Genomic DNA, 12,143 nt, shown 5'->3' with positions numbered 1-12,143 from the left:
TGCCTGCCCTGCCGTGCCGTGCTACGCCTGCTTGAGCAAGTCCTCGTACACCTCGTACGTCCGCCGGGCCACCTGGTCCCAGCCGAACTCACGCACCGCGCGCTCCCGGCCGGCGGCGCCCATCCTGGCGGCCTCCACGGCGTCGTCGACGACCCGGTTCACCGACTGGGTCAGGCCCGACTCGAAGGCCTCCGGGTGATGAGCGTCGTAGGGCACGAGCAGTCCGGTGCGTCCGTCGTCCACGACTTCGGGGATGCCACCGACGGCGGACGCCACGACGGCCGTGCCGCAGGCCATGGCCTCCAGATTGACGATGCCCAGCGGCTCGTACACCGAAGGGCAGACGAACACCGTGGCGTGGCTCAGCAGTTGAATGACCTGGGGTCGGGGCAGCATCTCGGGGATCCAGTGCACCCCGTCCCGGACCCGCTCCAACTCCTCGACGAGTTCGCGGAATTCACGGTCGATCTCGGGCGTGTCCGGGGCTCCCGCACACAGCACCAGCTGGATGTCCGGGTCGAAGGAGCGGGCCGCGCGCAGCAGATGCGGGACGCCCTTCTGGCGGGTGATGCGGCCGACGAACAGCGCGAGGGGGCGGTGCGGGTCGATGCCGATCCGCTCAAGGACGTCCGTCTCGTGGTCAGGGCGGTACATGCGGGTGTCGATGCCGTTGTGGACGACGCGCACCCTGTCCGGGTCGAGGGCGGGATAGCAGGCCAGGATGTCGGCGCGCATACCGTGGGAGACGGCGATGACCGCGTCCGCGGCCTCGATCGCCGTGCGCTCGGCCCAGCTGGACAGGGCGTAGCCGCCGCCCAGCTGCTCGGCCTTCCAGGGGCGCAGCGGCTCCAGGGAGTGTGCGGTCATCACATGCGGGACGCCGTAGAGCAGTTTGGCGAGATGGCCGGCGAGGTTGGCGTACCAGGTGTGGGAGTGGACAAGCTCGCGGCCTTGCAACTCGGCGGCCATCGCCAGGTCGACGGAGAAGGTGCGCAGCACTTCGTTGGCACTCTCGAGTCCGGCGAGCGCCTGGTGGCGCAGGACCCCTTCGGCCGCACCCTCGCCCCAGCAGTGCACTTCGAGGTCGGTCAGGGCTCGTAACTCCCGGGCGAGGAACTCCACATGGACCCCGGCGCCCCCGTAGACGTCCGGCGGATACTCGCGCGTGAGCAGTCCGACCTTCACCCCATGATGGTCACGCAGATACGGCGTACGGGGAAGAGCGCGGTCAGGATCACTCGCCACCAGTCGGTGCCACGGTGCCAGTCGGCATCACTCGGCTTCAGTGGGCTTCAGTGGGCGGATCGCTGCGGCGGAAGGTCGAAGACGCAGTCGCCGCAGAGCCCGCCACCCGGGCAGCGGTAGAAGAGACAGCAACTGCGCCGCCGCATCGCACGTCCGTGGACGGTGCCGGACAGATCGGGGTGGGCGAAGAGCTCGGCGGAGAGCGCCGAGGCCCGCTCGGCCACCTCCGGCCGGCCGACGCGCCGGGCCCAGGTGTGCAGTTCCCGTACGGCTCCGGCGAGCGCGGAACCCGCGTTGCCCCACAGCAGCTGCGGCGAGATCCGAGTGTCGGTCCGCAGCGCGGCGGCGAGCGGGACGAGGTGACCGTACTGCACCGTCTCGCGGATCGTGGACGCGTCGGCCGGCAGCGGACGGGGGCCTGTCAGGCACAGGTCGTCGGGCGAGCTGCGGTCCGGATCCCAGTGCAGCCGCGCGGGGTCGAGGTCGGGAACCTTGCCGTGCAGCGCGGCACAGCCGAGCGCGACCGACCAGAGCCGGGCGGCGAGCCCCAGATGCGCGATGGAAGCGGCGACCCGGCGCTCGGGGGCGCGCAGCCCGGCGGCGACGGTGTCGACGCGGGCCACCAACGGGGCAGTGTCGCCCGCGTACAGCCGCGCGAGCGGGGCATGCCCGTCACCCGGCATCCCGGTACGCAGGGCGAAGAAGCCGCCCACGGACGCCGTCTCGTCGAGGTCCACGCCCACGCTCCCGTCCCCTGTCACCGTCCGTATTCGCACCCGGTCACCGTATCGATGACCTGGGGGCATCTCATCCCCGCTGACCTGCTCACCCGCCGTAAGGGGGACTTTTGGCCTAGGCTCGTACTACGTCGGCAGTACGTCCAAGTGCCTGCTCAAGGACGACGACGGATTCGTTTTAGAGGGAGATCGTGGTCTCTATGAGTTCCCTCGCGCTGGCCGTGGTGCTGTCCCTGGTCTCTGCGGTCGCGTATGCGGCCGGGGCGATCATGCAGGAGCATGTCGCCGCCTCCACCTCGGCCCGGCCGTACGCCCCGCTGCACCACGCCGCGTGGTGGGTCGCCGTCGCTCTCAACAGCCTCGGCGCAGTCCTTCATGTGATGGCCCTCGCGTACGGGCCGCTCAGCCTGGTCCAGCCGCTCGGCGCGCTGACGATCGTCTTTGCCCTGCCGATGGCTGCCCTCTTCGTACGGCGCAGGGCGGGCGCCACCGCCTGGCGCGGCGCGATCATGGCGACGGCAGGCCTCGCGGGGCTGCTGGCGCTGACCGGCGAGGCCGACGCCCACTCACTGACCGGCGGGCAGCGCGGGGTGCTGGCCGGCGTGACCTTGGGCGGCGTGGCGCTGATCTTCCTGGTCGCCCAGACCGTGCACCGGCCCATCCTCCGCAGCGTGGGGCTTGCCGCGGCGGCGGGCGTGGCCTTCGGCATCGCCTCGGTATTCACCAAGACCGTCGCTGTGGACTGGACATGGTCCGCACCACTCTCCCGGTGGCCGAGCCTGCTGGTGATCTCGGTCCTCGCGATCGGCGGTCTGCTGCTCTCCCAGGCGTCCTACCGCGGCGCGGGCCTCGCGGCCCCGCTGGCCACGGTCACGGTCGTCAACCCGGTGGTGGCGGCGGCGGTCGGGATAACGATGTTCGGCGAGACCTTCCGGTACGGCGTGCCGGGCACCGTGCTCGCGCTGGGCTTCGGCGTCGTGGCGGCCGGCGGGCTGATCCTGCTGACGACCGAGCGGCTGAAGGCGGCGCGCACGGAGGCGGAAGCACATACACAGGTTGAGGCGTCGGTGCGCCCCGCGCAGCAGCCGGTGTGCCGCTCAGAACCTCGCATGCTCCACGCGGATGCCCAGGCCCCGGTGCTCCCCTCAGACAGAGACGCCGCCCGATCTGAGGTAGGCGAGGGGATCGATGTCGGACCCGTATCCCGGCCCCGTACGCACCTCGAAATGGAGATGCGGCCCTGAGCTGTTGCCGGTGGACCCCGACCGTGCGATCCGCTGACCGCTGCTGACCTGCTGGCCGGAGCGCACGGTGAGCGCCGACAGATGCGCGTACTGGCTGTACTTGCCGTCGGCGTGGCGGATGACGACCTGATAGCCGTACGCGCCGCCCCAGCCGGCCGAGACGACGCGTCCGGATGCTACGGCCTTCACGGAGGTGCCGGTGGGGACCGGGAAGTCCACGCCGGTGTGATAGCCGCTGGACCAGGCGGAACCGGCCTTGCGGTAGGGAGTGCCGGTGCTCGCGTCGACGGGGGCGCTGAGTCCGGTCCGGTGCGCTGGCTTGGTGGCGTGTACCGGCTTTGCCTGCTTCTTGGGATCCTGTTGCTTCGGAGCCTGCTGTTTCGGCGCAGGCCGCTTCGGAGCCTGCTGTTTCGGCGGGGTCTTGGGCCGCGGCTGGGCCTTCGGCTTCTGCGGGGCCGGTGCGTCCGGAGTCTCGACTCGCAGGATCAGCTTCTGCCCGGGGTGGATCAGGTTGGGGTCGCTGCCGACGACCGCGCGGTTCTGTGCGTACAGCCCCTGCCAGCCGCCGCTGACCTCCTCGGCCTCCGCGATCTTGGAGAGTGAGTCGCCGCGGGCCACGGTATAGCCCTCGCGGTGCGTGGGCACGGTGGTCGGCGTCACCTTCTTCAGCGCGGCCTTCCGCTCGCTCTTCGGTTCTAATCGCCTGGCGGGCGCGATCTCGGGGGCGTCACCGCCGCGGGTGAGGCCCGCCCGGGTGGAGCAGGTGGGCCATGCCTTCGGCCCCTGTCCCTCGAGGACCTTCTCGGCGATGGCGATCTGCTGGTCCTTGTCGGCCAGATCCGCGCGCGCGGCGAATCGTCTGCCGCCGTAGGCCTCCCAGGTGGACTGGCTGAACTGGAGCCCGCCGTAGTAGCCGTTACCGGTGTTGATCTTCCAGTTACTGGTGGACTCGCAGGCCGCGACCTTCTCCCAGACGTCCACGGAAGCCGCATGGGACGTGCCCGCGCCGATGAGCGGCAGAGCCATTCCTGCCCCGCCCGCGGTGACGGTGAGAGAAGCCCGGTTGATGCGGCTCGGCTGGTATCGGCGGTGCCGACCGGTTGCGGCCATGGTTGGACTCCCCCACTGACATAGGTCACGTCGCAAGCGGTCAACTTAGGCGCTTGGCCCGGACCATGACAAGGGTTCAGGCGTGGCGCACAGAGGCGGCAGGGCGCACCGGGTCGGCAGCCGGGGGCCGGCTGCCGCCGCGGGCCAGGAAGTCGGCCAGCGGCAGGGTCGCCGCGCCGACGGTGACCGCGTCCGGGCCGAGCTTTCCCAGCTCGATGGTGGTGCGGGCGGCGGCGTGACGCAGGGCGTACTCCCCTGCGTACCGGCGTACTTCGGGGAGCAGATGGGGACCGATGAGCAGTCCGGCCCAGCCGCCGATGAGGATACGTTCGGGGTGGAAGAGATTGATCAGGTCGGCGACGGCCGCGCCCAGGTACTCGGCGGTGTCGTCGAGGAGGGAGAGCGCGACGGGGTCGGGCTCGGGTCCTTCCGGGCCGGGAAAGGCCGCCGCCAGCAGCGCGGCAAGCGCGGTTTCGTCGTCGGCGTCGGCGGGAAGCGGTCCGCCCGCCTCCTGCCAGCGTTCGCGCAGCGCTTCCGCGCCGGCGTACGCCTCAAGACAGCCCGGCGAGCCGCAACGGCAGCGCCGGCCCCGGATACGTACCGTCGTATGTCCCCATTCGAGGGCGCTGCTGCGGGCGTTCTCGTCGGGGGTGGCGGCGTGCACGACGCAGGCGCCGACTCCTGAGCCGATCAGGGCGACGGCGGCGTCGCGAGCGCCGCGGCCGCCCCCGAACCACATCTCGGCCTGGCCGAGTGTCTTGGCGCCGTTGTCGATGAACAGCGGGACTTGTGGGGGCAGTTCGATGGAGTCGCGGACCAGTTTCTCGAACGGCACGGCGCTCCAGCCGATCGTCTGGCCGTGCACGATCGCGCCGTCCGACGTGTCCTGCTCGATGATGCCGGGGACGCCGATCCCGATACCGAGCAGGCTCGCGGCGTCGGCGTTCGCGTCCCGCAGGACGTCGGCGACGCCGGTGCGGACATGGGCGACGACGTGCTCGACGTCGTAGCCGTGCTGGGCCAAGAGGTGTTCGGTGCGGCCGAGTTCGGTGAGCGAGAGGTCGAAGAGCTCGACGCGTACCCGGGTCTCGCCGATGTCGATGCCGATCAGCAGGCCGCTGGTGGGTTTGACGCGCAGCAGGGTGCGTGGGCGGCCGCCCTCGGAGTCGACCATTCCGGCTTCTTCCAGCACGCCCTCGGTGACGAGTTCCGAGACGACGTTGCTGATAGAGCCTGAACTCAGCCCGGTGGCCGGCCCGAGCTCCTGGCGGCTCAACGGGCCGTCGAAATACAACCGTTGCAGAACCCTGGCGCGGTTGCCGCGCCGCAGGTCACGCACCGTCCGTCTGTTGCGCTCCGCCATGGTGCTCCTTTCCTGGACGCAACATACCCCGGCCGCAGACCTTGACGCGACCTTCTTTCACCTCTTAAATCACGGCATAAATTAAGTCATGGAGGCCGTTCGGGTACCGAACGCAGCCACCCCGGGAAAGGGGCCACCTCTCATGCGCATCAGAGCCGCACTCGCTGTCACCGTCGTCACCGCGCTCGCCGCCGTCACCGGCTGCGGCGGCGGCACCTCCACCGATGGGGGCGGCAGCAACGAGTCGCCCAGGACCCTCACGTACTGGGCCTCCAATCAGGGCCCCAGCGTCGAGGCCGACAAGAAGATCCTCACACCCGAGCTCAAGAAGTTCGAGGAGCAGACGGGCATCAAGGTCAAGCTCGAGGTGATCCCATGGTCCGATCTGCTCAACCGGATCCTGGCCGCCACGACGTCCGGGCAGGGCCCCGACGTCCTCAACATAGGCAACACCTGGTCCGCCTCGCTCCAGGCGACCGGTGCGCTGCTGCCCTGGGACCAGAAGAGCTTCGACGCGATCGGCGGTCGGGACCGCTTCGTCGCGTCGGCTGTGGCATCGGCCGGGGCCGAAGGCAAAGACCCCGCGGCCGTGCCGCTGTACTCGCTGGCGTACGCGCTCTACTACAACAAGAAGATGTTCGCCGACGCGGGGATCTCCCAGCCGCCGGCCACCTGGGACCAGCTGGTCGCCGACGGTAAGAAGATCTCCAAGGACGGGAAGTGGGCGCTGGGCGCCGAGGGCGGCAACCTCGCCAACAACATCCACCAGGTCTTCGTCCTCGGCAAGCAGCACGGCGCGGACTTCTTCGACTCCTCCGGCAAGCCCACCTTCACCTCGGACGGCGCGGTCGCCGCGGTGAAGCAGTACGTCGACTTCATGGCCAAGGACAAGATCGTCGCGCCGGGCAACGCGGAGTACGCCCAGAACCAGTCCCTCCAGGACTTCGCGCGCGGCAAGACAGCCATGGTGCTGTGGCAGGCCGCCGCCTCGACCTTCGCCGCCCAGGGCATGAAGCCCGCGGACTGGGGGGTCGCGCCCGTGCCGGTCCCGGCCGGCACTCCCGGCACCGGACAGAACACCAACTCCATGGTTGCCGGCATCAATATGGCCGTCTTCAAGAACACCAAGAACATCGACGGCGCGAAGAAGTTCGTGAAGTTCATGACGAGCGATGCGGAACAGAAGCTGCTCAACAAGACGTACGGATCGATCCCACCGGTCAAGGCCGCGCAGCAGGACCCGGCGTTCTCCGCGCCCGATCTGAAGGTCCTGCGCGACACGCTGGCCACCAGCGCGGCGCCCCTCCCCCAGGTGCCCACCGAGTCGCAGTTCGAGACGGCCGTCGGCACCGCGGTCAAGGAGCTGTGGGCCGATGCCGCGGCGGGACGCCCGGTGACGACCGAGTCCGTCAAGGACCGGCTGGCCAAGGCCCAGCAGCAGATGCAGCAGTGAGGACGGCGCGATGACCACCACTGTGACTCCGGGCCGCACGGACCGGGCGGGCAGCGGTGAGAGCGTGGGAACGACGGATACGCGCAGAAGGCTGCCGCGCATCCCGGACCGGATCCGCCACGGCGGCCTGCCCTATCTCCTGCTGCTGCCCGCCGTCGTGCTCGAACTGCTCGTCCATCTGATCCCGATGGTCATCGGCATCACGATGAGCTTCCGTCAGCTCACCCAGTTCTACATCCGCAACTGGGGCGAGGCGCCGTGGGCGGCGTTCGACAACTACCGGGTCGCCGTCGACTTCGACGCCCCGATCGGCCAGGCGCTGCTCCACTCCTTCTATGTCACCTGCCTGTTCACGGTGCTCGCCGTCGGCCTGTCCTGGCTGTTCGGCGTCGCCGCGGCGATCATGATGCAGGAGAACTTCCGCGGCCGAGGCTTCCTGCGGGCCGTCTTCCTCACTCCGTACGCACTGCCGGTGTACGCCGCCGTCATCACCTGGGCCTTCATGTTCCAGCGCGACAACGGCCTGATCAACCACGTCCTGCAAGACCAGCTCGGCCTCACCGACGAGCCGTCGTTCTGGCTGATCGGCGACAACAGCTTCATCGCACTGGTCGTGGTGGCGGTCTGGAAGTCCTGGCCGTTCGCCTTCCTCATCATCATGGCGGGGCTGCAGAACATCCCGCGCGAGCTGTACGAAGCGGCGGCCATCGACGGTGCGGGCATCTGGCAGCAGATCCGCAAGATCACCCTGCCGTCGCTGCGCCCGGTCAACCAGGTGCTGGTGCTGGTCCTGTTCCTGTGGACGTTCAACGACTTCAACACGCCGTATGTGCTGTTCGGGAGGGCCGCGCCGGAGGCCGCCGACCTGATCTCGATCCATATCTACCAGTCGTCGTTCGTCACCTGGAACTTCGGTTCGGGCTCAGCGATGTCCGTCCTGCTGCTGCTCTTCCTGCTGCTGGTCACGGCCGCCTATCTGCTGCTCACGTCCCGGGGAAGGAAGGCCGCCGATGCCTAGGCCGCCGAGCTCGCCGACCGCACCGCCGCGGTCCTTCCGCTGGACGCGCCGTATCGTCCTCACTTTCCTTACGGCCTTCGCCCTGCTGCCCGTCTATGTGATGCTCAGCAGCTCGCTCAAGCCGCTCCAGGACGTGTCGGGGAAGTTCCAGTGGATCCCGTCCGGGCTCACCGTCCGGCCGTACATCGACATCTGGGACACCGTGCCGCTGGCCCGCTACTTCCTCAACTCGCTGATCGTGGCGGGCGCGGCGACCGTGCTGTCCGTGGTGATCGCGGTGTTCGCCGCGTACGCCGTGAGCCGCTACCGGTTCCGCGGAAGGCGGGTCTTCACCGTCACGGTGCTCTCCACACAGATGTTCCCCGGCATCCTTTTCCTCCTCCCGCTGTTCCTGATCTTTGTCAATATCGGCAACAGCACCGGCATCGCCCTGTACGGCTCGCGCGGCGGGCTGATCCTCACCTATCTGACGTTCTCGCTCCCCTTCTCCATCTGGATGCTGATCGGCTACTTCGACTCCATCCCGCGAGATCTGGACGAGGCAGCCATGGTGGACGGCTGCGGGGCGCTCGGCGCGCTCTTCCGGGTCGTCGTGCCGGCCGCCGTCCCCGGCATCGTCGCCGTGGCCGTCTACGCGTTCATGACGGCATGGGGAGAGGTCCTGTTCGCCTCCGTGATGACGAACGACACCACCCGCACGCTCTCCGTCGGGCTCCAGGGCTACGCCACCCAGAACGACGTCTACTGGAACCAGGTCATGGCCGCCTCGCTGGTCGTCAGCGTGCCTGTGGTCGCCGGGTTCCTGCTTCTCCAGCGCTATCTCGTCGCGGGCCTCACCGCGGGCGCCGTCAAGTGACGCACGTGTCCCCATCAGAAAGGATGTCCGTGAACGACCTCAACGCCCTCCCGGCCGACTTCACTTGGGGTGTCGCCACCGCCGCGTACCAGATCGAGGGAGCCGTGGCCGAGGACGGCCGCTCCCCGTCAATCTGGGACACCTTCGCCCACACTCCGGGCGCCGTCGCGGGCGGCGACACCGGCGATGTGGCCTGCGACCACTACCACCGCTGGCCCGAGGACATCGGGCTGATGAAGCAACTCGGCGTCGACGCCTACCGGTTCTCGATCGCCTGGCCGCGGGTCGTCCCGGGCGGCGACGGACCGGTGAACAAGGCCGGACTCTCCTTCTACGACCGGCTGGTGGACGGTCTGCTCGAAGCGGGCATCACTCCGTTCGCCACCCTCTACCACTGGGACCTCCCGCAGGCACTCCAGGACCGGGGCGGCTGGACGTCCCGTGAGACCGCGGAGCACTTCGCCGCGTACGCCTCGGTCGTCACCGAGCGGCTCGGCGACCGGGTCAAGAACTGGGCGACCCTCAACGAGCCGCTGTGCTCCGCGTGGATCGGCCATCTGGAAGGGAAGATGGCTCCGGGGCTGACCGATCTCGGGGCCGCCGTGCACGCCTCGTACCATCTGCACCTCGGCCACGGTCTCGCCGTGCAGGCGATCCGCGCGACTTCGTCGGACGCCCGCGTCGGGATCGTCAACAACCTGAGCCCGATCGAGCCGGCGAGCGAACGCGCGGAGGACGTCGCCGCCGCGCTGAGGGCCGACGGCCACACCAACCGCTGGTGGCTCGACCCGATCCACGGGCGGGGCTATCCGCAGGACATGCTGGAGCTGTACGGCGTCGAACTGCCACAGCACGCCGGGGACTTGGCGACGATCGCGGCCCCGCTGGACTGGCAGGGGCTGAACTACTACTTCCGCCAGATCGTCACAGCCGACCCGACCGGCGCTGTCCCGTACGCCCAGCAGATCTATCTGCCGGGGGCCCGGCACACCGCCATGGACTGGGAGGTGCACGCGGACGGCCTGGAGCAGCTACTGCTGCGGCTGACCGAGGAGTACGGCACCCAGCGCATCTACGTCACCGAGAACGGCTCGGCCTATCCGGACGTCGTACGTGCTGACGGCACCGTCGACGACCCTGAGCGGGTGCGGTACCTGGAGGAGCATCTGGCTGCGTGCGGGCGGGCAGCCCGCCGGGGCGCACCGGTCGCCGGGTACTTCGCCTGGTCGCTGATGGACAACTTCGAGTGGGCGTACGGCTACGACAAGCGGTTCGGCCTGGTGCATGTCGACTACGCGACGCAGCGACGGACCATCAAGGGCAGCGGGCACAGGTATGCGGACATCATCCGCGCGGCGACGCGCAGGGCACGCAGGGCACGCAGGGCACGCAGGGCGGCTTGATCGGGCGTCTATGTACTCGTAATCCCCAGCTCAAGAATCCCGAGGGCGGGCTCGGCGGGGAGCATGCCGGACCGGGCCGGCGCGGCAGCCCCGTCGGAACCGTGCACCGCGCCGTCGCGTCTGTCGCAGGCATGAGCGGAAGAACCACGGGAGGACCACGGGTATGAACCCGAAAACCAGGGGCAGCGCCCGATGCCTCGTCGCCGGCCTCGGTGCGGCGATCGCGGCGCTCGTGTGGGCACCGCGGGCTGCGTTCAGTATCGACGGTGGATTCGAGGGCCATGCCCGCGATCTGAGCGTGATCTTCGTCGATCTGCCGCTCATCGTGCTCGGCGGCGCTCTGGTTCCGCTCGTCGCGTGGGCGCTGACCACGAGATGGGTGCACCGTCCCTGGGTCGCGGCACTCGCAGCCGTGGCCGCGCTGGCGCTCGGGGTGTGGGGGCTCACCGAGTGGTGGAACCCCCGCCAGCTGCCGGACCCCGGTTACGGACCCGGGATCTGACCCCGGCGTCGTCCACAGCCCACCCACCCAGACTCGCCCGGCGCTCTCACCCGTGGGCCCGGACGACACCGGAAGCCCCGGCGGCCGCTCTGCACCAGCAGCAGCCGGGACTTCTACACCCGAAGTCAGCTCAAGCTTCCGCTCCGCTCACCACTTCTCAGCCCAGTACAGAGCGTTATGAGCCGCCCGAATGGGCGCCGCGCCATCGAGGGGGCGGGCGAGGCGGAGTTGGGTACGGGCAGCGATAGTCAGCTGGCGGGCGGCCTTTATTGGCCATTTCTCACTGCGGACCGAGCCGAATACGGCAGAAGTTGTACATCCGTTGCCACTACTGCGGTTGATAGAGACGGATGTCAACTCCTGGATGAGTGAACGTCAGCGCAGCGGGCGACGACAGCCCATTCGCCGAGAGGTAGCTTCTGTCCGTACCGCGCTGACGCGGGCGGGTCTACCACGACCATGGTCGCTTCTGCGCGCACCAAGAGAGGGTGACACCGAGGCGACCGATGATTGGCGCGCCAGCCGCGCCAGGTGCCGCCCTTCGACCCGAAGGGGGAACGAATGGGACCGAATGTTTTAACGAGGACACTCGTCAGTGTCACTGCCGTCGTCGGGATTGCGGCCGGGAGCCTGACGAGTGCGGGCGCCAGCTTCGCGGCGTCCGCGCCGACCTCGAAGCCGGCGGCGAGCTCCGAGGCGGTCGTCCCGCTCGCGGTGGTCAACCTCGGCCTGAGTACTACGCAGGCCAGGTACGTCCAGTGCTGGCTGAAGGCGAACTGGGGCTACACCGGCGCGCTCGACGGTCAGCTGGGCACCAATAGCTGGAAGGCGTTCCAGCGCAACCTCAGGGCGTACTGGGGCTACACCGGCGCGATCGACGGAATCGTCGGAAGCGGCACGGTCAAGGCGTTGCAACGCCTGCTGAAGGACAGCTGGGGCTACACCGGCGCGATCGACGGAATCGCCGGATCGGGGACCCAGGCCGCGTTCAAGCGGTTCGCCAATGCCTGCAGCGGCTGGTGTTGAGCGGCTCTCTGTATGAGCACGTAGGCCTGTTCTTTACGGTCTGACCTCGAACAACGTCCCGAACGGTGTCACTCGGCCGGGAGTTCGGCGGGCGGAGACGGCGGTCTTGGCGTGATCCTTCGTGCTGATCCAGAGTGCGAGTTTCACCGGCCCCAGACCGCCGTCGGAGGTGAGTCTGCTGCAATC

Annotated in this window: 11 protein-coding genes; 7 read left to right on the top strand and 4 right to left on the bottom strand. The window is 69.1% G+C overall.

Features of this window, described 5'->3' with window-relative positions; genetic code table 11:
• Positions 1 to 21: 21 nt before the first annotated feature.
• Both glgA and ACH492_RS04590 read right to left on the bottom strand, forming a co-directional pair.
• Positions 22 to 1,185, bottom strand: coding sequence for a glycogen synthase (gene glgA / locus ACH492_RS04595; RefSeq protein ID WP_398982655.1), 1,164 nt, complete (start codon positions 1,183 to 1,185; stop codon positions 22 to 24).
• Positions 1,186 to 1,292: 107 nt separating this feature from the next.
• Entirely contained in the window at positions 1,293 to 1,982 is a 690-nt protein-coding gene (locus ACH492_RS04590; protein WP_398983318.1) for a (2Fe-2S)-binding protein, read from the bottom strand.
• A gap of 200 nt (positions 1,983 to 2,182) precedes the next feature.
• Here ACH492_RS04590 and ACH492_RS04585 point away from each other — a divergent pair, with 200 nt between their 5' ends.
• Entirely contained in the window at positions 2,183 to 3,226 is a 1,044-nt protein-coding gene (locus ACH492_RS04585) for a DMT family transporter (protein WP_398982653.1), read from the top strand.
• Here ACH492_RS04585 and ACH492_RS04580 read toward each other — a convergent pair.
• Together ACH492_RS04580 and ACH492_RS04575 are read right to left on the bottom strand one after the other, a co-directional pair.
• Entirely contained in the window at positions 3,128 to 4,336 is a 1,209-nt protein-coding gene (locus ACH492_RS04580) for a transglycosylase family protein (protein WP_398982651.1), read from the bottom strand. The two genes, ACH492_RS04585 and ACH492_RS04580, sit on opposite strands and share 99 nt — an antisense overlap.
• A 76-nt stretch (positions 4,337 to 4,412) precedes the next feature.
• Positions 4,413 to 5,699: an ROK family protein gene (locus ACH492_RS04575; protein ID WP_398982649.1), complete on the bottom strand. Its 1,287-nt coding sequence runs from the start codon at positions 5,697 to 5,699 to the stop codon at positions 4,413 to 4,415.
• Positions 5,700 to 5,841: 142 nt separating this feature from the next.
• On the opposite strand from ACH492_RS04575, the gene ACH492_RS04570 reads away from it, so the two are divergent.
• The 6 genes from ACH492_RS04570 to ACH492_RS04545 all read left to right on the top strand — a co-directional run bounded on the left by ACH492_RS04570 (position 5,842) and on the right by ACH492_RS04545 (position 11,957).
• Positions 5,842 to 7,152 carry an extracellular solute-binding protein gene (locus ACH492_RS04570; RefSeq protein ID WP_398982647.1) on the top strand — a complete coding sequence of 437 codons (1,311 nt, stop codon included), beginning with the start codon at positions 5,842 to 5,844 and terminating at the stop codon, positions 7,150 to 7,152.
• A 10-nt stretch (positions 7,153 to 7,162) separates the two neighbouring features.
• Positions 7,163 to 8,170 (top strand): carbohydrate ABC transporter permease, encoded by a 1,008-nt coding sequence (locus ACH492_RS04565; protein ID WP_398982645.1) that lies wholly within the window; start codon positions 7,163 to 7,165, stop codon positions 8,168 to 8,170.
• Positions 8,163 to 9,026 (top strand): carbohydrate ABC transporter permease, encoded by an 864-nt coding sequence (locus ACH492_RS04560; protein WP_398982643.1) that lies wholly within the window; start codon positions 8,163 to 8,165, stop codon positions 9,024 to 9,026. Before ACH492_RS04565 ends, ACH492_RS04560 begins: the two co-directional genes overlap by 8 nt.
• A 29-nt stretch (positions 9,027 to 9,055) precedes the next feature.
• Entirely contained in the window at positions 9,056 to 10,429 is a 1,374-nt protein-coding gene (locus tag ACH492_RS04555; RefSeq protein WP_398982641.1) for a GH1 family beta-glucosidase, read from the top strand.
• A 163-nt stretch (positions 10,430 to 10,592) separates the two neighbouring features.
• On the top strand, positions 10,593 to 10,931 hold the full coding sequence (locus ACH492_RS04550; protein ID WP_398982639.1) for a hypothetical protein: 339 nt from the start codon (positions 10,593 to 10,595) through the stop codon (positions 10,929 to 10,931).
• 561 nt (positions 10,932 to 11,492) lie between these two features.
• Positions 11,493 to 11,957: a peptidoglycan-binding protein gene (locus ACH492_RS04545; RefSeq protein ID WP_398982637.1), complete on the top strand. Its 465-nt coding sequence runs from the start codon at positions 11,493 to 11,495 to the stop codon at positions 11,955 to 11,957.
• The last annotated feature ends 186 nt before the right edge of the window (positions 11,958 to 12,143 follow it).

The organism is Streptomyces sp. NPDC019443, assembly GCF_044389785.1.
In the GTDB taxonomy this organism is placed as follows: domain Bacteria; phylum Actinomycetota; class Actinomycetes; order Streptomycetales; family Streptomycetaceae; genus Streptomyces.
The sequence above is the reverse complement of the archived record's forward strand: the minus strand, read 5'-3'. Positions and strand labels throughout refer to the sequence as shown.

What these genes read in the sequence shown, in the direction of transcription:
- ACH492_RS04585 (WP_398982653.1), top strand. Translation starts at nt 2,183, where the DNA reads ATGAGTTCCCTCGCGCTGGCCGTGGTGCTGTCCCTGGTCTCTGCGGTC.
- ACH492_RS04580 (WP_398982651.1), bottom strand. Translation starts at nt 4,336, where the DNA reads ATGGCCGCAACCGGTCGGCACCGCCGATACCAGCCGAGCCGCATCAAC.
- ACH492_RS04575 (WP_398982649.1), bottom strand. Translation starts at nt 5,699, where the DNA reads ATGGCGGAGCGCAACAGACGGACGGTGCGTGACCTGCGGCGCGGCAAC.
- ACH492_RS04570 (WP_398982647.1), top strand. Translation starts at nt 5,842, where the DNA reads ATGCGCATCAGAGCCGCACTCGCTGTCACCGTCGTCACCGCGCTCGCC.
- ACH492_RS04565 (WP_398982645.1), top strand. Translation starts at nt 7,163, where the DNA reads ATGACCACCACTGTGACTCCGGGCCGCACGGACCGGGCGGGCAGCGGT.
- ACH492_RS04560 (WP_398982643.1), top strand. Translation starts at nt 8,163, where the DNA reads ATGCCTAGGCCGCCGAGCTCGCCGACCGCACCGCCGCGGTCCTTCCGC.
- ACH492_RS04550 (WP_398982639.1), top strand. Translation starts at nt 10,593, where the DNA reads ATGAACCCGAAAACCAGGGGCAGCGCCCGATGCCTCGTCGCCGGCCTC.
- ACH492_RS04545 (WP_398982637.1), top strand. Translation starts at nt 11,493, where the DNA reads ATGGGACCGAATGTTTTAACGAGGACACTCGTCAGTGTCACTGCCGTC.